At 67.8% G+C, this 23396-nt stretch carries 23 protein-coding genes and 1 other RNA gene; 16 read left to right on the forward strand and 8 right to left on the reverse strand.

The window, feature by feature from the left end; genetic code table 11:
* The first annotated feature begins 42 nt into the window (after nucleotides 1-42).
* Complete coding sequence (locus BLU77_RS02835) at nucleotides 43-1053, forward strand: LacI family DNA-binding transcriptional regulator (protein WP_089771600.1); 1011 nt, start codon at nucleotides 43-45, stop codon at nucleotides 1051-1053.
* A gap of 68 nt (nucleotides 1054-1121) precedes the next feature.
* A complete protein-coding gene (locus BLU77_RS02840; RefSeq protein ID WP_089771601.1) occupies nucleotides 1122-2366 on the forward strand; it encodes a glycoside hydrolase 5 family protein in 1245 nt (414 codons plus the stop codon).
* 2 nt (nucleotides 2367-2368) lie between these two features.
* Here the strand turns inward: BLU77_RS02840 and BLU77_RS02845 are convergent, their stop codons facing one another.
* On the reverse strand, nucleotides 2369-3202 hold the full coding sequence (locus BLU77_RS02845) for a MerR family transcriptional regulator (RefSeq protein ID WP_139177567.1): 834 nt from the start codon (nucleotides 3200-3202) through the stop codon (nucleotides 2369-2371).
* Between the two features lie 91 nt (nucleotides 3203-3293).
* On the opposite strand from BLU77_RS02845, the gene BLU77_RS02850 reads away from it, so the two are divergent.
* Nucleotides 3294-5420 carry a heavy metal translocating P-type ATPase gene (locus BLU77_RS02850; protein WP_089771603.1) on the forward strand — a complete coding sequence of 709 codons (2127 nt, stop codon included), beginning with the start codon at nucleotides 3294-3296 and terminating at the stop codon, nucleotides 5418-5420.
* 85 nt (nucleotides 5421-5505) lie between these two features.
* Here BLU77_RS02850 and ehuA read toward each other — a convergent pair whose 3' ends face one another.
* From ehuA to BLU77_RS02870, 4 genes are read right to left on the reverse strand one after another with little or no spacing between them, the layout of a single operon-like run.
* The gene (gene ehuA, locus BLU77_RS02855) at nucleotides 5506-6306 is read right to left on the reverse strand and encodes an ectoine/hydroxyectoine ABC transporter ATP-binding protein EhuA (RefSeq protein ID WP_281242035.1); all 801 of its coding nucleotides are present in this window, start codon (nucleotides 6304-6306) and stop codon (nucleotides 5506-5508) included.
* Nucleotides 6293-6943: an amino acid ABC transporter permease gene (locus BLU77_RS02860; protein ID WP_089771604.1), complete on the reverse strand. Its 651-nt coding sequence runs from the start codon at nucleotides 6941-6943 to the stop codon at nucleotides 6293-6295. Before BLU77_RS02860 ends, ehuA begins: the two co-directional genes overlap by 14 nt.
* Nucleotide 6944: 1 nt before the next feature.
* Nucleotides 6945-7658: an amino acid ABC transporter permease gene (locus BLU77_RS02865; protein WP_089771605.1), complete on the reverse strand. Its 714-nt coding sequence runs from the start codon at nucleotides 7656-7658 to the stop codon at nucleotides 6945-6947.
* A gap of 11 nt (nucleotides 7659-7669) precedes the next feature.
* The gene (locus BLU77_RS02870) at nucleotides 7670-8596 is read right to left on the reverse strand and encodes a transporter substrate-binding domain-containing protein (protein WP_089772934.1); all 927 of its coding nucleotides are present in this window, start codon (nucleotides 8594-8596) and stop codon (nucleotides 7670-7672) included.
* Nucleotides 8597-9084: 488 nt separating this feature from the next.
* Here BLU77_RS02870 and BLU77_RS02875 point away from each other — a divergent pair, with 488 nt between their 5' ends.
* The 9 genes from BLU77_RS02875 to BLU77_RS02915 all read left to right on the forward strand — a co-directional run bounded on the left by BLU77_RS02875 (nucleotide 9085) and on the right by BLU77_RS02915 (nucleotide 18702).
* Nucleotides 9085-9657, forward strand: coding sequence for an HhH-GPD-type base excision DNA repair protein (locus BLU77_RS02875; protein WP_089771606.1), 573 nt, complete (start codon nucleotides 9085-9087; stop codon nucleotides 9655-9657).
* 188 nt (nucleotides 9658-9845) lie between these two features.
* On the forward strand, nucleotides 9846-11246 hold the full coding sequence (locus BLU77_RS02880) for a multidrug effflux MFS transporter (protein ID WP_245708641.1): 1401 nt from the start codon (nucleotides 9846-9848) through the stop codon (nucleotides 11244-11246).
* A gap of 94 nt (nucleotides 11247-11340) precedes the next feature.
* Nucleotides 11341-12927 (forward strand): aldehyde dehydrogenase family protein, encoded by a 1587-nt coding sequence (locus tag BLU77_RS02885; RefSeq protein ID WP_089771607.1) that lies wholly within the window; start codon nucleotides 11341-11343, stop codon nucleotides 12925-12927.
* Nucleotides 12906-14033, forward strand: coding sequence for a peptide chain release factor 2 (gene prfB / locus BLU77_RS02890; protein WP_089771608.1), 1128 nt, complete (start codon nucleotides 12906-12908; stop codon nucleotides 14031-14033). The genes BLU77_RS02885 and prfB overlap by 22 nt, the downstream gene beginning before the upstream one ends.
* Before the next feature lie 235 nt (nucleotides 14034-14268).
* Nucleotides 14269-14958 (forward strand): cell division ATP-binding protein FtsE, encoded by a 690-nt coding sequence (gene ftsE, locus BLU77_RS02895; protein WP_089771609.1) that lies wholly within the window; start codon nucleotides 14269-14271, stop codon nucleotides 14956-14958.
* Nucleotides 14959-14966: 8 nt separating this feature from the next.
* The gene (gene ftsX / locus BLU77_RS02900; protein WP_089771610.1) at nucleotides 14967-15881 is read left to right on the forward strand and encodes a permease-like cell division protein FtsX; all 915 of its coding nucleotides are present in this window, start codon (nucleotides 14967-14969) and stop codon (nucleotides 15879-15881) included.
* Between the two features lie 5 nt (nucleotides 15882-15886).
* Entirely contained in the window at nucleotides 15887-17308 is a 1422-nt protein-coding gene (locus BLU77_RS02905) for a M23 family metallopeptidase (protein ID WP_139177569.1), read from the forward strand.
* Nucleotides 17309-17428: 120 nt separating this feature from the next.
* Nucleotides 17429-17947 carry an SsrA-binding protein SmpB gene (gene smpB / locus BLU77_RS02910; protein WP_089771612.1) on the forward strand — a complete coding sequence of 173 codons (519 nt, stop codon included), beginning with the start codon at nucleotides 17429-17431 and terminating at the stop codon, nucleotides 17945-17947.
* Between the two features lie 80 nt (nucleotides 17948-18027).
* Nucleotides 18028-18702 (forward strand): YceI family protein, encoded by a 675-nt coding sequence (locus tag BLU77_RS02915; protein WP_089771613.1) that lies wholly within the window; start codon nucleotides 18028-18030, stop codon nucleotides 18700-18702.
* Between the two features lie 2 nt (nucleotides 18703-18704).
* On the opposite strand, the gene BLU77_RS02920 is transcribed toward BLU77_RS02915, so the two are convergent.
* Nucleotides 18705-19421 carry a hypothetical protein gene (locus BLU77_RS02920; protein WP_089771614.1) on the reverse strand — a complete coding sequence of 239 codons (717 nt, stop codon included), beginning with the start codon at nucleotides 19419-19421 and terminating at the stop codon, nucleotides 18705-18707.
* A 26-nt stretch (nucleotides 19422-19447) separates the two neighbouring features.
* On the opposite strand from BLU77_RS02920, the gene BLU77_RS21980 reads away from it, so the two are divergent.
* From BLU77_RS21980 to ssrA, 4 genes are all read left to right on the forward strand, one after another.
* Nucleotides 19448-19594: a hypothetical protein gene (locus BLU77_RS21980; protein ID WP_175476923.1), complete on the forward strand. Its 147-nt coding sequence runs from the start codon at nucleotides 19448-19450 to the stop codon at nucleotides 19592-19594.
* 19 nt (nucleotides 19595-19613) lie between these two features.
* The gene (locus tag BLU77_RS02925; protein ID WP_089771615.1) at nucleotides 19614-21470 is read left to right on the forward strand and encodes a DUF2207 domain-containing protein; all 1857 of its coding nucleotides are present in this window, start codon (nucleotides 19614-19616) and stop codon (nucleotides 21468-21470) included.
* Nucleotides 21471-21544: 74 nt separating this feature from the next.
* Complete coding sequence (locus BLU77_RS02930) at nucleotides 21545-21961, forward strand: hypothetical protein (protein ID WP_089771616.1); 417 nt, start codon at nucleotides 21545-21547, stop codon at nucleotides 21959-21961.
* A gap of 137 nt (nucleotides 21962-22098) precedes the next feature.
* Nucleotides 22099-22468, forward strand: a transfer-messenger RNA (tmRNA) gene (gene ssrA, locus BLU77_RS02935).
* A 180-nt stretch (nucleotides 22469-22648) separates the two neighbouring features.
* Here ssrA and BLU77_RS02940 read toward each other — a convergent pair.
* A complete protein-coding gene (locus tag BLU77_RS02940) occupies nucleotides 22649-22828 on the reverse strand; it encodes a CsbD family protein (protein ID WP_089771617.1) in 180 nt (59 codons plus the stop codon).
* Between the two features lie 70 nt (nucleotides 22829-22898).
* Entirely contained in the window at nucleotides 22899-23168 is a 270-nt protein-coding gene (locus BLU77_RS02945) for a GlsB/YeaQ/YmgE family stress response membrane protein (RefSeq protein WP_089771618.1), read from the reverse strand.
* Between the last annotated feature and the right edge of the window lie 228 nt (nucleotides 23169-23396).

Genomic DNA, 23396 nt, shown 5'->3' on the forward strand with positions numbered 1-23396 from the left:
CACCGGTTAACTAGAGGGCGCAATGATGGCTATACTGGAGTCATGTCGCGTCCGACGATCCGTACCGTCGCCGCCGCCGCCGGTGTGTCCGCGGCGGCGGTTTCGCATGCGATGAACGGCAAGCCGAACATCCCGCCGGCGACGGCACAGCGCATCCGGGCGATTGCTGATGAGCTCGGCTGGCGGCCCGCCAGTGCAGGCAGACGGCTCTCGGGTGTGGTCAGCGACGTCGGGCTGATTGTCTCCCGATCGCAGGAGGACTTCGAGCGAGACGCGACCTTCGTCCACATCCTCGCGTCCATCTCGATCGAGATCAGCAAGCGTGGGCTCACGCTTGTCCTGGCTTTCGTGGAGGAGCCCGATGCCGTGCTGGAGGTGTATCGGCGCTGGTGGCAGGAGCAGAAGGTGAATGGCTTCCTGCTGCTCGACCCGGTGGTGGATGACCCCCGTGCCGAGCTGCTGGCCGAGCTGGGTGTGCCGGCCGTGACGATCGGGCACTCACCTGCGCCGGAGAAGATCCCCGAGGTGACGGTCGCGGACGAGCACACGATGACCGACCTGATGGAGCATGTGCGCGGACTGGGGCATGATCGGATGGCTCGGCTCAGCGACCCGGACACGACCGTGGCCGTGGCGCGCCGGAACGATCTGTATTGCGTCTCCCACCGGGACGCCTTCGGAGAGGACGGGATCCTCGTCGTCAGTGACCCGCATGGCCCCGTCGCTACGGACCTCGAGCAGATCGTCTCCGAGACGGGGACGTCGATCGCCGTCCTGGTGGACAGCGAGCTGATGGCCAGCCGGCTGTACACGGCCGCCCACGAGCACGGCTGGACGATCCCGGGAGACGTCTCGGTGATCTCGTGGGAAGACTCCTGGGTGTGCGAGATGCTCGTGCCCCGGTTGACCGCCTTGCGCCCACCGATCAAGGAGAGCGCACGCGTGGCGCTCGACCTGCTGGCCGCGCAGTTGCGCTCCGAAGGGCCGAAGTCCGGACGAGTGGGCCCACGCGAGCTGATCGAGCGCGACTCCGTCGCCGACCGTCGTGCCTGAGTAGCCGTCGCGCCTGAGTAACAGCGTGCTGTTCTGCACGCCCACCGACCCAACGATTGAGGAGCTCCATGCCCGTCGCCGCGACAGCCCCCCGCTTCGGCGTCAACTACACACCGAGCGTCGACTGGATGTTCCAGTGGATGGCTCTCGATCCGGACGTGGTCCGCGCCGACTTCGATGCGATCGCTCGGCTCGGTTTCGACCACGTCCGGGTGTTCCCCCTCTGGCCGGTGCTGCAGCCGAACCGGACGCTGATTCGTCAGCGCGCTGTTGAGGATGTCGCGACCGTCGTCGAGCTCGGGCACGCGGCCGGGCTGCAGGTGTACGTCGACGTGATCCAGGGTCACATGTCCGGCTTCGACTTCGTGCCGGCTTGGCTGGTCAACTGGCATCGCGGGAACATGTTCACCGACCCGGGGGCGATCGAGGCGCAGGCCAGGCTCGCCACGGTGCTGCACGACCGGCTCATCGGTCTGCCCGGTTTCGCCGGGCTTACCCTGGGCAACGAGACGAACCAGTTCGTCGACGATCCCAACCCCGACAAGATGGTGGCTACGCCGGAGCAGGTCACGGCCTGGCTGGACGCGGTCATCGGGCCGCTCGCTGCGTCGTCGAAGTCGACGATCGTGCACAGCACGAACGATCATGCCTGGTACCGCAACGGTCACCCCTTCGTGCCGCGGCACGTCACCGGGCACGGCACCGTCTCCACGGTGCACTCATGGATCTTCAACGGCACAGCGGACCGCTACGGCGGGCTCTCCTCGGAGTCGGTCCGGCACGGGGAGTACCTGATCGAGCTCGCGCGCGCCTTCGCTGACGACGTCCGCCGTCCGATCTGGTTGCAGGAGATCGGGGCGCCGGACCGGTGCCTCACGAACGACGAGGCACCGGAGTTCGCCGTGCAGTCCATCGAGGCTGCGCTCTCCACCGCTGACCTCTACGGGGTGACCTGGTGGTGCTCGCACGACATCGGCGCCGACCTGTCCGACTTCAAGACGTTGGAGTACAGTCTCGGCCTGCTACGCACCGATCAGACGGTGAAGCCGATCGGGCGGAGGATCGCCGAGGTTATCGCCGACGCGCGCGCCCGACCGCGGGAGGTGCCGGCCCGGCCGACGGCGGTGCAGATCGAGGTGGACGACGCCCTGGTTCCGCTCGACCGCCCGTCGCTGGGACCGGGTGGGGCACACTTCGAGGCGTGGCACACGCTCCGCGCTGATGGTGTCCCGGCGGCCCTCGTGACCAGTACTGACGCGCAAGATCCGGCTCGCCTGGCCGAGCGGGGGATTGCGTCGGTGGTGACGACCTGAGGTCAGCATCCGGTCCGGAGGGGGCGAACGGGCACCTGGAGTTCGATGAGCTCTTGGCCGTCCGGCGTGGTGACGGCCATGTGGCGGTACGTGCCCGTTGAGGTGAGTCCGCGCTCGGCGAGCGCGTCGTCGAGGGCGTTCCACGCGTCGCCGAGGTGCACGCCCTGGCGGTGGCGCACGACGGCGGCCCTCGCCTCCGCGGGGACGGTCACCGTGTCGAACCCGTCTGGTGCCGTTGTGTGGGGGTCGGCGCGGATACCGACCGCGACATCGATCACCGGGATGTCGGTACGTCCGGCGTAGGTCGCGACCGTGCCGACGTTCGACGCGATCCCTGCGGTACCGGCGCGTTCGGTGAGGATGGCGCGCAACGAGGCCAGCACATGCCCGATCTCTGACTCGTCCCGCGCCTGGCCGTGGACCACCAGGAGGTGGAGCGCGGGCAGCGCGGTGAGTCGGAGTGTGTCCGTGGTGCCTGCTCGGCCTTGGTCGATCGCGGTCAGTCTGTCCTCGATGTCGGCCAGGCGCCGCTGATCCGCCGTGATCTGCTCCTCCAGTTCCATCCGGCGGTGCTGCAGCAGTGCGGTGATCTCGGCCAGCGGTGTGCCGTCCCGCAGCAGCACGCGGCAGTCCGCGAGGCTGAAGCCGAGGTCGCGGAGGGCGAGGATCGCAGCGACCCGTCCCTCTTGGGATGGTGCGTAATGCCGGTAGCCAGTTGCCGAGTCGGTGCGTGCTGGCTCGAGGAGCCCGAGGGAGTCGTAGTGCCGCAGCATCCGGACCGAGACGTCGGTGCGCCGTGCGAGGTCGCCGATGGTGATCATGGGAAGAGTCGACACCGTGACACGGTGTCAGAGTCAACGAGGATCCGGGAATACCCCAAGGGGGTATCGCGTTGCCGTGGTTATGATGAACGATGGAGCGCACCCAATGACCGATGAGCACGCGGCTCGGCACGAGCACGAATCCGTCACGCCGCATCAGCATGATGAGCAGCCCGGCCACGCGGGGCACGGGAGCCACGAGGCCCACGAGGGCAGCCACCAGGGCCACGGGGGTCATGAGGGCAGCCACGACGGCCACGAGGGACATGGCGGTCACGGCGACCACGGCGACCACGTCGCCCAGTTCCGTCGGCTGTTCTGGATCATGCTCGCCCTCGCCATCCCTACGGTCGCCCTGAGCCCGATGTTCGCGAACCTGCTCGGGTACACACCGCCGTCGGGCACGGTCTGGATCCCTGCCGTGCTCGGCACCGTGATCTTCGTCTGGGGCGGTCGCCCGTTCCTCACCGGGGCGGTGTCCGAGGTCCGTGCGAAACAGCCCGGCATGATGCTGCTGATCGGGATGGCGATCACCGTCGCCTTCGTCGCGTCCGTCGGTGCCACCCTCGGGCTGATCTCTCACGAGCTGGAGTTCTGGTGGGAACTGGCCCTGCTCGTGGTGATCATGCTGCTCGGTCACTGGATCGAGATGCGCTCCCTGGCCCGGACCTCATCGGCGCTGGACTCTCTTGCCGAACTACTGCCCGATGAGGCCGAACGGCTCACCGAGGACGGTGGTATCGAGACCGTCGCACCGGCCGAGCTGGAGCTCTCAGACCTGGTCATCGTCCGGCCCGGCGGGCGGGTCCCTGCCGATGGTGAGGTGATCGAGGGCCGGGCCCACATGGATGAGTCCATGATCACCGGTGAGTCTGCGACGGTTGCGCGTGGCGAGGGCGATTCGGTGGTGGCGGGCACGGTCGCGACGGACTCCGGACTTCGGGTCCGTATCGCAGCAGTGGGGGAGCAGACGGCGTTGGCCGGCATCCAGCGCATGGTCGCGGAGGCACAGTCGTCCTCGACGAAGGTACAGCGTCTGGCGGATCGGGCGGCCGGCTGGCTGTTCTGGTTCGCTCTCGGGGCGGCCGTGCTGACGGCGATCGTCTGGCTGGCTGTGGGGAGCCCGTCCGATGCGCTCGTTCGCGTGATCACCGTGCTCGTGATCGCGTGCCCGCACGCCCTCGGCCTGGCGATCCCGCTCGTGGTCGCCATCTCCACGGAGCGGGCGGCGCGCGCCGGGATCTTGGTCAAGGACCGATTGGCGCTGGAACGGGCGCGGACCGTTGACGCGGTGCTCTTCGACAAGACCGGCACCCTCACCAGGGGAGAGCCCGGCGTCGTGGAGCTCGCCGGGACGGATGGTGCCGATGGCGATGAGGTGCTCGCGCTCGCAGCAGCGGCCGAGTCCGACAGTGAGCATCCGCTGGCCCGGGCGATCGTGGCCAACGCCAGGGATCGCGGGCTCGAGATCGAGGCGGCCGGCGACTTCTCATCGGCTCCCGCGGTGGGGGTGCAGGCCACCGTGGCCGGCCGAACGATTCGGGTCGGAGGTCCGGCACTGCTGAAGGAGGCCGGGGCCGAGGCGATCGAGGAGAGTTCCGAGTGGGCAGACAACGGGCGTACCGTGCTGCACGTCCTCGCCGACGGTGAGGTGATCGGAGCGCTCGGCCTGGCTGATGAGATCCGGCCGGAGTCGCACGAGGCGGTTCACGAGCTCCACGAGCGGGGCGTCACGGTGGTGATGATCACCGGTGACGCCGAACCGGTCGCGCAAGCGGTGGCTGCCGAGCTCGGTATCGACCAGGTGTTTGCGCAGGTGCGCCCCGAGGACAAGAACGCCAAGGTGCGTCAGTTGCAGGAGGCGGGCAACGTCGTCGCGATGGTCGGTGACGGCGTGAACGACGCTCCGGCACTCGCGCAGGCCGATGTGGGAATCGCGATCGGGGCGGGCACCGACGTCGCGGCCGCCTCGGCCGGGCTGATCCTCGCCGGCGACGACCCGCGCTCGGTGTTGTCGATCCTGCGGCTCTCGGCCGGTGGCTATCGCATCATGGTGCAGAACCTGTGGTGGGCGTCCGGCTACAACCTGGCCGCCGTACCGCTCGCCGCCGGGGTGCTCGCCCCGATCGGGTTCGTGATGCCGATGGCGGTGGGAGCGCTGCTGATGTCGGCCTCCACCGTGGTGGTGGCGCTCAATGCGCTGCGGCTACGACGGCTCGATCTGCGCCCCTGAGGCAAAAGAATCGACGGTCCTCAGCCATACAGGTGCCGCCTAGGGCACTGCGTGACTGAGGACCGTCGAGTTCTTGCGCGGGTGCTTACAGGATCGCGCGGAGGAACTCCTTGGTGCGCTCGTGCGTCGGGTTGGAGAACATGGCGTCCGGCTTCGCGTCCTCGATGATGTGCCCACTGTCGAACATCAGCACGCGGTCGGAGACGTCCTGGGCGAACTGCATCTCGTGGGTGACGATCAGCATCGTGATGTCGGTGGTCTCGGCCAGATCGCGGAGCACTTGGAGCACGTCACCGACGAGCTCGGGGTCCAGCGCGGAGGTGACCTCGTCCAGCAGCAGGATCTCCGGGTCCATCGCCAGCGCCCGGGCGATCGCCACGCGCTGCTGCTGGCCACCGGAGAGCCGGCTGGGGTGCTGGTCGGCCTTGTCCCCGAGCCCCACCTGGTCCAGGAGCTCCATCCCGCGGTTGCGAGCCTCGTCCCTCGACTTGCCGAGCACATGCACCGGCGCTTCGATGATGTTCTCGATCACCGTCATGTTCGGGAACAGGTTGAACTGCTGGAACACCATCCCGATCCGCCGGGTGAGTTGAGCGACCTCTTTGTGTCGCCGCGCCACCCGGCGCCCGTTCCGCTCCAGGTGCGTGAGCGGCACGCCGTCGACGTGGATGTAGCCATCGGTGAGCGACTCCAGGGTCATCACCAGGCGCAGGATCGTCGTCTTGCCGGAGCCGGACGGGCCGATCAGGGTGACGCGCTGGCCGCGCTCGACCTGAAAATTGAGGTCGTTGAGCACGGTGAGGTCGCCGAACTTCTTGACGACGTTCTCGAACGTCAGGGCAGGTGCTCCCGGCACCTGCTGCAGGGATTCGTCAGTAGGTGGCAAGACGGTTCTCCAGTTTCCGCATCAGGACGGCGGTCGGGTAGCTCGCCGCGAGGAAGATCAGACCGGCAAGGATGATCGGTTCGTCATAGCTGAAGGTACTTCCGCCGTACGCCTGGGCCTCCGTCACCATTTCCGGGACCGAGATCATGATCAGGAACGGGGTGTCCTTGAACATGGCGATCGCCCAGTTTCCCAGGGACGGGAGAGTGGCACGCAGCGCCTGCGGGATGATCACTGCCTGCCACGTCCGCGCTTTCGACATGGACAGTGCCGTGGCCGCCTCCCATTGGCCGGGACGAATCGACTCGATTCCGGCGCGGTAGGACTCCGCCATGTACGTCGAGTAGTGCACCGCGTACACGATGAGGCCGACCGTCAACGGGTCAATATCGGTGGTGAGGACGAACGCCCAGATCGCCGCGAGCTGAAGAGGAATCGGCGTCATCCGGATGACGTCGAGAATCCGGAAGACGATGGCCGCGACAACGCGTGGCGCCTCGCGCAGCACCACGGCCCACAGCAGACCCAGGACGGCGGCTCCGATCGAGGAGACGATGGTGACGAGCAACGTGACCTTCAGGAACGCCATCAACAGCGTCGGCAGGACTGCTTCGGCGTGCTCCCAGCTCCAGTTCATGTCAGCCCACCCCCGCCACGGCTTCGGCGCGCTTGGCGGCCTTGGCGCTCTCCGGCTTCAGGCCCAGGCGACGCTGCGCGCGCAACTCCAGCACCCGCATCCCGCTCGAAAGGAGCTGGTTCAGGGCGTAGTAGATAGCGAATCCCGCGCCGAACGCAAACAGCTTGCCCATCGTGCGTCGCAGGTCGTCGGCCACGAACGTCACGTCGTGCAGGAAGATGAAGCTGGCCAGCGCCGTGCCCTTGACAAGCATGACAAGCAGATTGTTCAGACCAGGAAGCATGAGCGCCCAGCCTTGCGGCCAGATGATGCGCACCATCCGCTGGAACGAACCCATGGACAGCGCTGTCGTGGCCTCCCACTGTGCCTTCGGGACGGCAGCGAGGGACCCACGCACCACCTCGGCACCGTAGGCGCCGTAGTTGAGGCCCAGGGCGATGATGCCAACAGGGATCGGATCGAAATCGAGGCCGATCTGTGGGAGCACGAAGAAGAAGAAGAAGAGTTGCACCACGAGCGACGTGCCGCGGAAGAACTCCACCACGACGCGCCCGGGAGCCCGTAGCCAGACATGCGGACTCAGCGTCAGCAGGCCGAGCGCAACAGCAATCACGAAGGCAACGGCGGCGCCGCCCAGGCCGAGCTGGAGAGTGACCACCAGCCCGTCCCAGAAGCGCGGCGCCGCCGTGCTCACCTGGTCGAGGAGACCGTCCACAAGAGTGCTGCTCAGCCAGCCTCGGGGAGTTCCCCGGCGCAGAGCATCTCAGTGGTGATGTTCTCCGTGGGGTACTCAGCCTCGGTGAAGCCGAACTCACCCACGATGGCCTCGAAGTCCGCAGCGCTACCGATCACGCTCTGGTAGGCCTCGTTGTAGGCCTCGCGGAACTCGTCGTCTCCCTGGGCGAACACCGTGGCGCCGGCACCGACCTGGGGTACGCCGTCGACCTCAGCCACGAAGGACTCCGTGACCTCGACCGGCACGTCCGGGTTGCGCTCAGCGAGGGCCCGCAGGGAGATGCCGGTCAGAGCGTAAGCGTCGACGCGCCCCGCCTCGACGAGCTCCATGCCGTCCTCAGGCGTACCGACGGTCTCGTACTCGATGCCGAGGTCGGTGGCGTAGCCCTCCTCGATCGCACCGCTACCCACCGCCAGCGTCAGGTCGGTGTCAACCATGTCCTGCAAGGTGGCAAGGCCGTTGGGGTTGCCCTCCGGCACCATCAGGCCGGTCGTGTACATGATCTCCGGAACACCGAAGTCTGCCTCAGCGCAACGCTCCGGCAGAATCGACATACCGGCGGAGACTGCGTCGAACCGGTCGGCCTGCAGCCCCGGGATCAAGGCGTCCCATTCGACCTCCGTCGCCTCGATGGTGTCGATACCCATCTCGGCGAAGACCGCCTCGTGAATGGCAATCGTGGCACCCGCGGGATCGCCGTTCTCGTCGAGGTAGCTGTAGGGCTCCTCACCGTTGATCCCGACGACGATCGTGCCCGACTCCTGCAACTCAGCGAGGCGGGAGTCACCGCCGCCGTCTCCGCCGTCACCGTTGCCACCGCTTCCGCCGTCGTCGCCGCCACCGCACGCGGTGAGGCCGAGCGCGATCGCGCCGGCCGCAGCCGTCATCACGACGGCTCGTCGCTTCGTGGTTGTCATCATGGTCCCTTCGGTCGGACGAGGCCAAGCCTCCCGGTTACCGGCCCCCGTGCTGGCAGGGCTGAACGGTCCCCTGGCGGTTCGTGGTTGAACCACCAGGAGGGCACGCGGTACCGGACGGGTCACCCCGACTGGTCATGGATGCTTCTCCACGCTAGGCATGTGCGGGACGGGCCTCAAATGGAGAGCCGCAGGTCGTGCATGCCGATCGGCACCCGATGGCGCATGGCCCCAGCCGCGTGATCGTGCGGCTGGCTGGCCGTCCACGAGGGGGGTCAGGAGGTGAGGTGGGGCACACTGCTGACCCCCGCCATCGTTATCGTTCTGTGATATTTCGTTCGAGTAACAGGATGTTTATTGGTGCAGCATTGACTATTGCTTGAATAAGCGCGTGGTGCTCGCGAGCTGGGACACCGAGGCTCCTGCCTCCTCGAAGCGCTCATCGCGCGGGTGCTGCGGCGCGCATGCGGTCGTGGAACGATGGGCCCATGGCGACCTTGTGGATGACCGGAGACGCTGACGCCGACCGACTGCTGGACAGTGACCCGCTGGCCCTGCTGATCGGCATGCTGCTCGACCAGCAGGTGGCGATGGAATCCGCCTTCGCCGGCCCGAAGAAGATCGCGGACCGGACCGGCTCCTTCGACGCCGCCACGATCGCGGCAGCGGACCCGGAGGAGTTCAAGGCCATGTGTGCCACCCCTCCGGCCGTGCACCGGTTCCCCGGCTCGATGGCCGCGCGCATCCAGGCGCTGTGCCAGGAGCTCGTCGACACCTACGGCGGAGACGCCACCGCACTCTGGACCCGCGGCGAACCGGACGGCGCCGAGATCCTGCGGAGGTTGAAGGCGCTGCCCGGGTTCGGCGAGCAGAAGGCCAAGATCTTCCTCTCGTTGCTCGGCAAGCAGCGCGGTCTGTCGGCCGACGGGTGGCGCGAGGCGGCCGGCCCCTACGGCGAGGACGGGGCGTTCCGCTCGATCGCCGACGTCGTCGACTCCGAGTCGCTGCTCAGGGTTCGAGCCACCAAGAAGGCCGCCAAGGCGGCCGCGAAGGCACGTTGATTCCCTTCTGACGCACCGGCGTTGGCCGCGCCTTTGCCGCGAGGTGGCCACTGTCGCCAGAATCACACGACCAGGGTGCGAATCGATTCGAGATTCGAGGCGCGACCGGCGGACAATAGAGCCTGATCCATTCATGCTCTCGCGCTCCCATCGGGTCGAGCGCGCACTTATCACTCTGGAAGAAGTTCGTGAGCTCTGACACCGTCCCCTGCGCTCCCACCGACCGGACCGACGACCCCACCGTGCCGAGCCCGGACGGCGTTCCGCACGACATCGTCACCCGCGCCCCCGGTGCTGTGCCGACGACGTCAGCGACCCCAGCCGTCGCCACGCCGGAGGCCCCCGCGGTGGTGTCGAGCCACGAGCAGCCGCGGAGCGCAGCACCATCGGCGCGCCGCCGTACCCCGGTCAAGCTGGTGCTGCTGCTCGGCTCGATGGCCGCTCTCGGCGCCCTGACCACCGACATGTACCTGCCGTCGCTGCCCGAAGTGGTGACCGACCTCGCCGCCGGTGAGGCGTCCGTGCAGTTCACCATCACCGCCACGCTGATCGGCGGTGCGCTCGGGCAACTCCTCATCGGCCCGCTCTCGGACAAGTACGGGCGGCGTCTGCCGGTGCTGGTCGGGATCGTGGTGCACATCGTCTCCTCGATCCTGTGCATGATGGCGGCCGAGGTGATGCCGCTCATCGCCCTGCGGATGATCCAAGGCATGGGCAACGCTGCTGCCGGCGTGGTGGCCGTGGCCGTGATCCGGGACCGGCTCTCCGGTGCCGAAGCCTCCGCGGTGCTCTCCCGCCTGATGCTGGTGATCGGGGTCGCCCCGCTGCTCGCGCCCACCATCGGCGGGGTGATCGCCTCCATCTGGGACTGGCGCATGGTGTTCGCGGCTCTTGCGCTCTATGGGGTCGCCCTGTTCGTGATCGTCTGGCGTTTTCTGCCCGAGTCGCTGCCGGCCGAGCGGCGCAACACAGGCTCGGCTCGGTCCGTGCTCGGCTCGTACCGGGTGCTGCTGCGGGACCGACAGTTCGTGGCCCTGGCCCTCCTGCCCGGGCTCGGCATGGCGGCGTTGTTCGCCTACGTCTCCGGCTCTCCGTTCGTGATCCGGGAGGGCTACGGCCTCAGCGAGCACCAGTTCTCGTTGCTGTTCGCCCTGAACGGCATCGGCCTGGTGCTCGGGTCGCAGCTGAACGCGGCACTGGTGCGCAAGTTCGCACCGATCCGGCTCATGCGTCTGGCGCTGCCGATCTCGACGATGCTCGCGATCGCGCTCCTCGTGGTCGCGGCCACGGGAACCGGTGGCCTGATCGGACTGTGCATCCCGCTCTGGCTGATGCTCTTCGTGAACGCCCTCGTGCCACCGAACGCCTCAGCGCTCGCCCTCACCCGGCACGGAGAGCGTGCCGGGGCCGCCGCTGCTCTGATCGGATTCTCCCAAGCCGGCGTGGCCGGTTCGGTGGCTCCCTTGGTCGGTGTTCTTGGTGCCTCCGCCACGGCCATGGCGATCGTGATCGTCGGGGCGATGATCGCCTCCACCCTGGTGCTCGCGCTCGGCACCCCGGCCTACCGTCGCGGCGGCTGGACGGCATGAGACCAGGTCGACCGGACGCCGTCGGGGGTGGTGCCCGGCTGCGCCGACCCGCGGTCTGTTGGCACTGCGGCGCCGTACGGGGCACAGTGGAGGGATGAGCGCCACCACCACCTCGACCCCTATGTCCGAGGTGCTGCAGCTGCAGCGCACCGCCTTCCACCGGGACGGGTTCCCCGACGCGGCCGTTCGCCGGGACCGGATCGACCGGTTCGCGCACGCCGTCGTGTCCCACACCGACGCCCTCGTGGAGGCCATCTCGGACGACTTCGGGCACCGACCCGACGTGACCACCCTGGTCTCGGACATCGCCACCCTCGCCGCGGATGCCGAACTAGCCCGCGCCCGGGTCGGCAGCTGGATGCGACCGCAGCGGCCGTGGGGCCGTGTGGGCGGGCTGCTCGCCGGCGCGGCCGGACTGAGCGCCGCCGTGCATCCATCACCGCTCGGCGTGGTCGGCGTGATGGGGATCTGGAACTTCCCGATCAACCTCACCGCGATCCCTGCCCTGTCCGCACTCGCGGCCGGCAACCGGGTGATGATCAAGATGTCCGAAGCGGTGCCTGCCACCGCCGAGGTGTTCGCCAACGCCGTTCACGACGCCTTCGACGTGGAGGAGGTGGCCGTGGTGACCGGGGATGTGGAGGTCTCCAAGGAGTTCTCCTCCCTGGCCCTGGACCATCTGTTCTTTACCGGATCGGCGAAGGTGGGCTCCGCCGTCATGGGGGCGGCGGCCAAGAACCTCACTCCGGTGACCCTGGAGCTCGGTGGGAAGAACCCGGTGGTGGTGGCCCCGGCGTCGGTGGGCAAGCGTTCGGCGCTGCAGCGGGCCGCCCAGCGAGTGGCGACCGCTCGCCTGGTGAACGCCGGTCAGGCCTGCATCGCTCCGGACGAGGTGTACGTGCCGACTGAGTCGGCCCGCTCGTTCGTGCAGGAGGTGTTCACCACGTGGGGCCGCGTGGTTCCGGACCTGTTCGAGCGCGACGAGATGCCCACCCTGATCAACGACGCCGCCTACGAGCGCATCACCGCGCTGCTCGAGGACGCCGCGGAGAAGGGGGCCCAGGTGCTGACCGCGGTCCGCTCGGACGAGAGCGGGCACGAGGCGTTGCGTTCGGCACGGATCCTGCCGCCCACCGTGGTGCTCGGGGTGACCGACGAGATGGACCTGGCTCATGAAGAGGTCTTCGGGCCGGTGCTGGCCGTGCACCCGTACGACGACCTGGACGACCTGATCGACGAGCTCGCCGACAAACCGGAGCCGCTGGTGGCGAGCTGGTTCGGCCCGCGGGACGCCGACTTCGGCAAGTTCGTCGCCGGAACTCGTTCGGGTGGCGTGGCTCGCAACGACTACGCACTGTCCCAGTCGTTGCCTGGGCTGCCGTTCGGGGAGTGGGGGCATCCGGGATGGGGCAGTACCACGGGCGCTACGGGTTCGAGACCTTCACCCACCGGCGTGCGGTGGTCGGTTCGGACCTGCCGCTGTCGCTGGCCGATCTGCTTACGCCGGCCGAGAGTACGAAGGTGCCGGACGCCGTCCGGTCGGGAATGTCGGCCTACCGCAAGCTGCTCAGCTGGCGTCTGCGTTGAGCACGGCGCCGGGGTGCTCAGGACAACGGGTGACGTGATCGGCCGCCGGCTCATCGCGTACCCTTGCCAGTTGTGGCTACCGACTTCCCTCTAGAGATCCAGGGTCTGCACAAGATCCTCGACTCGATCACGGCTGTGTCCGATCCCGACGCCTTGCGCGAGCGGATCGCGCAGCTCTCGGAGGAGGCTGCGGCGCCGGACCTGTGGGACGACCCCGAGGCCGCCCAGAAGGTCACCAGCCAGCTCTCCCACGCCCAGACCGACCTCGAGCGGATGGACAAGCTGGCTGACCGGATCGACGACCTCGGTGCGCTCGTGGAGCTCGCCCAGGAGGAGGACGACGCCGATACCCTCGCCGAGGCCGAGACCGAGCTGGCGAAGATCCGCAGCACCCTGGAGGACCTGGAGATCCGCACCCTGCTCTCCGGCGAGTACGACCAGCGGGACGCCGTGGTGACGATCCGCGCTGGGGCCGGTGGCGTGGATGCCGCCGACTTCGCCGAGATGCTGATGCGGATGTACATCCGCTGGGCAGAGGGCAGGGGCTTCGGTACTGCGGTGCTGGACACCTCCTACGCTGAGGAGGCCGGGCTCAAGTCGGCCACCTTCGAGGTGAAGGGGCCGTACGCCTTCGGCACGCTCTCGGTGGAGGCCGGCACGCACCGCCTCGTGCGCATCTCGCCGTTCGACAACCAGGGGCGCCGGCAGACCTCGTTCGCCGCCGTCGAGGTGATCCCGCTGATCGAGAAGACCGACAGCGTCGAGATCCCGGAGACCGAGATCAAGGTCGACGTGTTCCGCTCTTCCGGTCCGGGTGGGCAGTCGGTGAACACCACCGACTCTGCCGTCCGGATGACGCACATCCCCACCGGGATCGTGGTGTCGATGCAGAACGAGAAGTCCCAGATCCAGAACCGGGCCGCCGCGTTGCGCGTGCTCCAGTCCCGCCTGCTGCTGAAGCGCCAGGAGGAGGAGAACGCCGCGAAGAAGGCGATGGCTGGTGACGTGAAGGCATCCTGGGGCGACCAGATGCGTTCGTATGTGCTGCAGCCGTACCAGATGGTCAAGGACCTGCGCACCGAGCACGAGTCCGGCACCCCGTCGGCCGTGTTCGACGGGGACATCGACAGTTTCGTCAACGCCGGCATCCGCTGGCGCAAGCAGCAGCAGCTTGAGGCGGAGGCTGACGCCGGGGTGTAGTTCACGCTGCACAGCCGGATCCGGCGCTGGGGGCGCACTCGAACGAACTGTCGCCCTGAAACAGGCCTACCCGGGCGTACAACGATGTTCGCGCGGAGAAGTCCGATTCGGTCGTGGTGTGTTTCACCTCGACGCGCCCGGCGTGTCAGGCGAAGGAGCGCGGTCGGGGCTGCTTACGCTGCCAGTGGCCAGGGTTTGCCCTTCCCCCCTTCCCCAAGACTGGCCAGGCAGCGCAGTGATTCGGTTCAAGAAAGTGTCCAAGGTGTACGCCCGCGGGGCGCGCCCTGCCCTGGATCAGATCTCCCTCGAGGTCGGCCGGGGCGAGTTTGTCTTCCTGGTCGGCGCCTCCGGATCCGGGAAGTCGACTTTCCTGCGCCTGGTGCTGCGGGAGGAGCGCCCCACCAGCGGTTCGGTGCACGTGGCCGGTCGCGACCTGGCCCAGATCTCCCAGTGGAAGGTGCCCCAGTTGCGCCGCCAGATCGGGTGCGTGTTCCAGGACTTCCGCCTGCTGCACAACAAGAACGTCTTCGAGAACGTCGCGATCGCCCTGCAGGTGATCGGCAAGCCGCGGCACCACGTGATGTCCACCGTGCCGGAGACGCTCGAGATGGTGGGTCTGGCGGGCAAGGAGAAGCGACTGCCGCACGAGCTCTCCGGTGGTGAGCAGCAGCGGGTGGCGATCGCGCGGGCGTTCGTGAATCGTCCGGCGATCATCCTCGCCGACGAGCCCACCGGAAACCTCGACCCCACCACGTCAGTGGGCATCATGCGCCTGCTGGACCGCATCAACCGCACCGGGACCACCGTGGTGATGGCCACCCACGACGACGAGATCGTGGACCAGATGCGTAAGCGCGTCGTGGAGCTGGTGGACGGTCAGATGGTGCGCGACCAGGACCGCGGCGTCTACGGCGCGGCGCGGTAGGGGCCCTCATGAGACTTCAGTTCGTTCTTTCCCAGATCGGCAACGGTCTGCGCCGCAACGTCGCCATGGCCGTCTCCGTCGTGCTGGTCACCTTCATCTCCCTCACCTTCGTCGGTGCCGCGGTGCTGCTGCAGATGCAGATCAGCAACATGAAGGACGACTGGTACGACCGGGTCGAAGTGTCGGTCTTCCTCTGCCCGGAAGGGTCGTCGGCGCCCACCTGCGCCGGCGGTGAGGTGACCGAGGAGCAGATCGAGACCCTCGAGGGTGTGCTCACCTCCGACGGCCTCAGCCCGTACGTGGAGGAGGTCTTCGTCGAGACCAAGGAGCAGGCGTACGCCTCGTTCCAGGAGCAGTTCGGCGATCAGGACTGGGCCCAGCGCATCACCGAGGACCAGATGCAGGTCTCGCTGCGGGTGAGCCTGGTGGATCCGGAGCTCTACCAGGTGGTGGCGGACGAGATCACCGGACGGGACGGCGTCGAGGAGGTGGTGGACCAGCGCGCCATCCTGGAACCGCTGTTCCTCGTGCTCAACCGTGCCACCGTGCTGGCCGTGGGGCTGGCCGCCGTCATGATCGTCACGGCGGTGCTGCTCATCACCACCACGATCCGCCTCTCGGCGATGAGCCGGAGCCGGGAGACCTCGATCATGCGACTGGTCGGTGCGTCGAACTTCTTCATCCAGCTGCCGTTCATGCTGGAAGGGGCGATCGCTGCCCTGCTCGGCGCCGTGCTGGCGAGTGCGGGGCTGTGGCTCGGTGTTCGCTCGGTGATCGAGAACTGGCTCGCCGGCTCGGTCCGGTGGGTGAACTTCGTCAGTACCTCCGACGTGCTCGTGGTGGCCCCGCTCCTGGTGGCCATCGGAATCGTGCTGGCCGCGATCAGCTCGCTGGTCAGCCTGAGCCGATACACGAAGGTGTGATCCAGATGTCCCGACGGCGTCCCTCCAGTAGTCCCAGACCGTTCCACCGGTCTCGGGGTGCGTGGGCAGCAGCGCTCTCGCTGGCTCTGGTGCTGCTCTCCGGTCCAGCGGTGGCCGACGAGCGCGACGAGCTCGAGGAGCAACAGGAGCAGAACGAGGCCGAACGCGAGGAAGTGGCGGCGGCCCTGGAGGGGACGAACTCCGACCTCGCCGACGTCTACCTCGAGCTGGACGACATCGAACGGCGGCTGCCGGTTGCCCGCGGTGAGCTGGAGATCGCCAACGACGAGCTGGCCGCGGCAGAGCGGCACGCGGAGTCGGTGCAGGGCAGGCTGGACGTGGCCGAGGCCCAGCAGGCCGACCTGACCTCCGAGATCGATCTGACCGAGGGTGAGATCACCCAGACCGAGACCGCGATGGGTGAGGTGGCGCGATCGGCGTACCGCGGCGGGGAGGGTGCGTCCACGCTCTCGGTGATCTTCGAGGCCAGTGATGCGGACGATTTCGCGAGCCAGTACTCGGTGATGAACTCGGCCCTGCGCACTCAGGATCAGACGCTGGCGGACCTGGAGAACTTGGTAGCGGTGAACCGGAACCGGCAGGCCCGTCTGGACGCCGTCACGGAGCGGATCGGCGAGCTGAAGGCCGAGGCGGACATCGCGGTAGAGGCTGCCGACGTAGCCCGCCAGGAGGCCGCGAACCTGGTGGCTGAGATCGAACAGCTGCAGGTCGACCAGGAGGCGCGCGCAGCCGAGCTGGAGACCCTGCGCGAGGAGTACAACGACCAGATCGCGCAGATCGAGGAAGACAACGAGGAGATCGCGGCCGAGATCGCCGAGATCGATCGACGAGAGCGGGAGGCGGAGGAGCGTCGTCGGCGCGAGGAAGCTGAACGTGCCCGTCGCCAGCAGCAGCAACAGCAACAGCAACAGCAACAACAGCAGCAGCAGCAACAACAACAGAGCAGCGGATCCGGTGGGTCGAGCTCGAGCAGCGGAGGGTCGAGTTCGTCGAGTGCGGCTCTGATCCCACCGGTGCCGCGGCCGTTGTACGTCACCTCGGGTTACGGCATGCGCTGGTACCCGATCACCGGTGGCTACTACATGCACCAGGGTGTGGACCTGCGCTCGGCCTGCGGGAACTCCCAGGTGGCCTCGGCGGGCGGTACGGCCTTCGCGGTGCGCCCCGCCCCGAACGGCACGCACGGCAACCAGGTGATGATCAACCACGGCACCATCAACGGCAACACCTACGTGACGGTCTACAACCACCTCTCCCGGTTCGCTGTGAGCCAGGGACAGTCTGTGTCGCAGGGCCAGACCATCGGCTACACCGGTGCTACGGGCAACGTGACCGGGTGCCACGTGCACTTCGAGGTCTGGCGCAACGGATCCACGATTGACCCGATGAACCTTCCCGGCTTCTGAATTATCGACGGCGTGGAGAACCTTGCTGCCACATCGGGTAGCAAGGTTCTCCACGCCGTCGATAATTCACGTGGGGGTGCGGCCGTGCCGGGGCTTACAGTGGACCGGCGAAGGAGAGCGATGAGCAACAAGGCCAAGGGCGCAAAGAAGAAGAAGACGAGTGGCGCCGTCGACCCCAAGACGGTCAAGACCGTGGTGGCGCGCAACAAGAAGGCCCGGCACGACTATCACATCGATGCCACCTACGAGGCCGGGCTCGCGCTCACCGGGACCGAGGTGAAGTCCCTGCGTGCTGGGCGCGCCTCCCTCGTGGACGGCTGGGTGTACGTCGACGCCGGTGAAGCCTGGCTGGAGAGCGTGCACATCCCCGAGTACACCGAAGGCACCTGGACGAACCACTCTCCCCGCCGCAAGCGCAAGCTGCTGCTGCACAAGGAGCAGATCCTCAAGCTCACCCAGCGCACGAAGGAGAAGGGCTTCACCATCGTGCCGCTCGAGCTGTACTTCATCGGCGGCCGCGCCAAGGTGGAGATCGCGGTCGCCCGAGGCAAGCAGGAGTGGGACAAGCGCCAGGCGCTGCGGGAGAAGCAGGACGCGCGCGAGGCGCAGCGGGCGATGAGCCTGCGCCAGCACCGCTGAGCGTCCTCGGCCTGAACTCGTCCAATCCCTCCAGCGTTCGGCGCACGTAATCCCTCACAACCGACGAACGGAGTGAGCGGATGCGGGCACGGACGACCGTGATCATCGGTGCGGCGGTGGTGGTGCTCGGTGGCACCGGTGCCCTGGTCGGCCCCGGGATCTACGCCGAATGGGCGAACTCCCGTGCCGATGAGGCGCCGAGCCTCGATCCCGGGAGCTCGGGCGAGCCGTCGGTCGATCCCGCCGGTCTGACCGGGGAACTCACCCTGGCTGACGGATCCTATGCCGGGTACCGCGTGCACGAGATCCTGCAGGGCAATGACGTCAACGTCACCGGCCGTACCGAGTCGGTGCAGGGGTCGGCCACCGTGGAGGCCGGTGTGGTCACGGAGGCGATGATCACTGTGGACATGGCGAGCGTGGCCACCGACGAGTCGGCGCGGGACGCCTACTTCCGTGATTCGGCGTTGGATGTCGAGGAGTTTCCGGAGGCCACGTTCACCCTCACCGACCCTGCCGAGCTTCCCGACGGCGGAGGTTCCCTCACCCTGTCCGGTGACCTCGAGGTGCATGGCGTGACCCAGTCGGTGGAGCTGGAGACGGAGACCGCCGTCACTGCCGAGCAGGTGGAGGTGGCCGGCACTGTGCCGATCACGTTCTCCGACTTCGACGTCCAGGCGCCCGATCTCGGGTTCGTGACCGTCGACGATGCCGGCGCGGTGGAGTTCTCCCTGGTGTGGGAGTTCGCCGAGTAGCGTCAGCGGTTCTGATACACGAAGGCAGGGATCGCGTCGGCCACGCGGCCGAGCCAGGCGGCGCGCTCGGCGAGCTCGACCGGGTCGGCGGTGCCGCGCCGGAAGCTCACCAGCTGGTTCCCGACGATCTGCAGGGTGGTCTCCGGTGGACCGTCCTGCATGGCCGCGATCACGGTGGGCGCGAGCAGGGCGTGCGCAAGTCTGTCATCGGCAGCGACCACCCGCAGGCGTTCGTTGAACGTGTTCGACTCGGTGTCGAGGTCGCTCAACAACCCGAGCGAGGTGGCGGCGGCGCCGCCAGGACCTTCGCTGAGCAGGTTGAACGTCGGCAACCGTCCCGGCAGCTCAAGCGTGCACAAGGCGTAGTTGACGCCGGAGACGGTGACTCGCGTGCGCATCCGCTCCGTTTCGTTGCTCCAGCCGCGCCCCGTGGTGCCGCACGCCACGGCTGGGCGGCCTGCCATCTGGCGATGCATGACGTGCGTGGTTGTCGCCGATCGGGCGTCCGGGAAGAGGTGCCGCAACTGGAGCCGGTCCAGCACTCCGGGATCGGTGCCCACGTAGGTCCACCCGGCCTCCTGTGCGGCGGCGGTCACCTCGGCCGTGCTGCGCGGGTCCGGACGGCCGCTGCGCACCGCGACGACGATCGCCGCCACCAGGCCCGCGACGCCGAGCAGGCTGCCGAGCACGATCGCCGCGATGATCCAGGGACTGAGCACGGCACTCCTCAGAAGTCGGGTGTCTCGTGGCAGCCGCAGGAACGGCGCGCCACGAAGGTGAAGTCCAGCAGTTCATGGACCGGGGTGGTCAGCGTATCCGGGTCTCGGACCACCCGGTGGCGGAGGAGATCGTGGCCAGGATCGTCCGCGCGGGGGAGGCTGCCGCTCCCTGACCTTGCATAGGCTGGACGGATGCGGCGCCTTCTGAACCGGATCCTGACACTCCTCGCCGTGGCGCTCGTCGCCGTGCTGGCTGTACCGGCCGCCGCACACGCCGATGCTGAGGACGCGTGGTCGATCACCCGCTACCACGTGGATGCCCAGGTGCACCCTGAGGGCACGATCGACGTGACCATCGACATGACGTTCGACTTCGCCGACGAGTCCGGGCACGGTCCCTATCTGACCCTGGTGGAGCGGCAGGAGATCCCCGACGATCCCGACCACTACCGGGTGCTGGAGTACACCGGCATCACGGCCTCCTCGGACTCCGGGGCGCCGGCGGACGTGACCACCGAGTCCGACGACGGTGGCCTGATCGTCTACGTCGGCGACGAGAACGAAAAAGTCTCCGGGGCCCAGCAGTACACGATCTCCTACACGGTAGCGGGAGTCCCCAACTCCGGTGCCGGCGCCGACGGCCAGGACGAGGTCTTCTGGAACGTGATCGGCTCCGCGTGGGAGGTGCCGATGTCCGACGTGCTGGTCGAGATCGACGGCCCGCACGCCATCCGGGACGCCGCGTGCTACGTGGGACCGGTGGGTAGCGACGACATCTGCGCCAACGCGACCTACCGGTCCGACGGCCTGGCCTCGTTCGACCAGCCTGCCCTGGACAGCGGCGAGGGGATGACGATCGTGCTCGCCTACGACCCGGACACGTTCGGCGGTGTGGAGCCCATCCTCGTCGAGCGCACCACCTGGTCGAACTTCTTCGGCATCGACACCGTCGCACCATGGTTGGCGCTCCTGCTCGCCGGCGGTGGCATCGCGGCCGTGGTGGTCCGCGCCCGGCAACGCGGACGCGACCGCGCCCACCTGGGCCTGACCCCAGGTCTCACTCCGGTCAGTGGGGCCTCCGGGCAGGGGGAGGGGCACGCCTCGGGCGGTCCCGTCGCCGTCCGCTTCACCCCGCCCGACGGCGTCACGCCGGGTGCTGCAGGCACCCTCCTGGACGAGGTGGCGCACACCCAGGACGTGACAGCCACCATCGTGGACCTCGCCGTGCGCGGGTACCTCACCATCGAGGAGGTCCCCGTGGACGAGAGCAAGGACGGGACGCCGGACTGGTGGTTGCGCCGGACTCTCACCGGGCCACAGGCGAGCTGGGAGGGCCTGCTCCCGTTCGAGGAGACGATCCTGCGCGGCGTCTTCCCCGGCAGCGACCGCAAGGTGCGGATGTCCGAGCTCGGGACCGAGTTCACGGAGTCGATGAGCCAGACACAGTCCGAGCTGTACGACCGGGTGGTCGAGCGCGGCTGGTTCAGCAAGTCGCCGCAGCAAGTGCGGATCGCGTGGGTGGCGGCGGGGGTGCTGACCTTCATGGCGGGGGTCGGGGTGACCATCGCGCTCGGGCTGCTCACCGGGTGGGGTTTCGTCGGGCTCGCGGTGGTGCTCACCGGTATCGCGCTGATGGTGGCGGCGAGCTTCGCCCCTGCACGGACGGCAGACGGGACCGCGGTGCTGGCACAGACGCTCGGCTTCAAGAAGTATCTGGAGACCGCCGAGGCGAACCAGTTGCGTTTCGAGGAGGGGCAGGACATCTTTTCGCGCTACTTGCCGTACGCGATCGCGTTCGGTGTGGCCGAGCACTGGGCGACGGTCTTCGCCGACGCGGCTGCGGCAGGCCAGGTGGAGCTGCAGCCCACCTGGTACGTGGGTGCGACGCCCGGGGTGTGGACCGCGGCGGCGTTCACCAGCGTCTCCGGCTTCGTGAGCACCGCGTCGGTGTCGGTGGGCGCAGCCGCCATGGGCGCCGGTGGCGCCTCCGGATTCTCCGGCGGCAGCGTCGGCGCGGGTGTCGGTGGCGGTGGCGGCGGTGGTTGGTGATCTGCCAGCACCGATCCGTGGGTAGATTGGTGGGGTCGAACCATCCACGCGATCACGACTTGAGGAGCGAGACGATGGGCTTCGCCCTGCACCGCCTGCCCCTGCGGCTTACCGCCGGGGCCTTCATCCTGAACTCCGGACTGAACAAGCTGAACCTGGACGCCGAGTCTGCTGCAGGCCTGCAGCAGATGGCTCTGAACGCCTTCCCCCAGCTCGAGCAGCTCTCTGCCGAGGACTTCGGCACGTACCTCGCAGCCGGTGAGATTGCCCTCGGCACCTCGCTGCTCACCCCGTTCCTGCCGAGCAAGTTGGTGGGGCTGGGCTTGACGGCGTTCGCAGGGTCCCTGGTGTGGCTCTACCTGCGGACGCCGGGGATGACCGAGTCCGACGGTATCCGCCCCACACCTGAGGGCATCGGGATGGCCAAGGACATCTTCCTCCTCGGCATCGGCCTCGCGCTGCTGCTGGAGCGCAAGGGCAGCAAGGTCTGAGTCTCAGCTCGACCAGCACATCCGATCGGCGTCACGAGGAAATACTCGTGACGCCGATGGTGTTGTGCCCGGTAGACTGACGCATGTTCACTGCAGCGCCCACGGGCGCCGGCGGTGGATGTGTGACAACTCAACAGGGGGGTGATCGGTTTCGACGACGGTTGTCGTTCCAGGAGAAGCGGGTCGAGGATGCAAGGTCATCTCGTCAAACGCTCCTTGCAAACCAATAGGTGCCGATTCCAAGCGCACCGACTTCGCCCTCGCCGCCTGAGCGAGCGTAGAAGTCCGTCAGCCCGGGGTTGCTCTCGACCCGGTTCCTGGCGTCATCTAGAGAGCCACTGCTCGTAACCCTCGTCATCGGGGTTGCGGGGACTTTTAGGTGACTGAGCCCGTCAGCGACTTGTCTGCGTGATCGCTGGGGCCGAGAAAATCTACTAGCAGACTGCACCCGGAGAAGTCCTGGTTCCGCACTGTCGGACGCGGGTTCGATTCCCGCCACCTCCACCAACGATGAGGGACGGCCCACGCCCTGTGGGCCGTCCCTCATCCTTTGCGGCCTGTGGGAATCGCCGAGGGGCGCATTGGCGGCCGTCAGGCCGACAGCGACGGCTCCCGCCACCTCCACTCCCTGCAGTAAGGGCTCGGCACATCACGTGCGCCGAGCCCCTACTGCTTGTCCTGGGCCTATCAGCGGTTGTCGTGGGCGTCCTTGACGTTCCCCTTGACCTGGCGCGCGGCACCCTTGGCCTGGTCCGTCACGCCGTCAGCCTGGAGGCTCCGGTCATCGGTGGCATCGCCGATCTTCTCCTTGGCTTCGCCGACCTTCTCCTCGACCTTGCCCTTGGCCTTGTCGAATGTTCCCGACATGATGACTCCGTTTCTGTGCGTGGTTGGTTCCTGTACGCGATCGCGCACAGGCGTTGTTCGTGTCCGCGTGCTACGCCTTCCGGCCCTGCAGCTTTCCGTACACGAACAGGACGATGAGCGAGCCGACGATGGCAGTCACCACGGACCAGAACCACCCGCCGGTCAGTGCGAAGCTGAAGTTCCCATGAATGATCAGGTTCCCCAGCAGGCCGCCGACGAGCGCGCCGATGACTCCGAGGACGATGGTGGCAAGGATGCCGCCGCCTTGCTTGCCAGGCAGGATCAACTTGGCGATCGCCCCGGCGATCAGGCCGACCACGAGATAGAAAATGATGGTCATGTCAGTGCACTACCCCTTCGAGTGTGGTCCGGGGGCGTGCCGCCCGCGGACCGTTGACGTGGCAGGGGAACGTCCCAGCACACGAGGGCATGCAGGAAGGCCCGTGCCGGTGCACGGGCCGATGTGGCCGAGTGGTCGCCGATGACGACGATCGATAGCCAACCACGGGATGCCTCCGCTGGGTACGCAGAACCTGCCGTCCCGTTGGCTGGAGACGGTCCTTATCGT

The sequence above is a fragment of the Ruania alba genome (genome assembly GCF_900105765.1).
GTDB lineage: Bacteria > Actinomycetota > Actinomycetes > Actinomycetales > Beutenbergiaceae > Ruania > Ruania alba.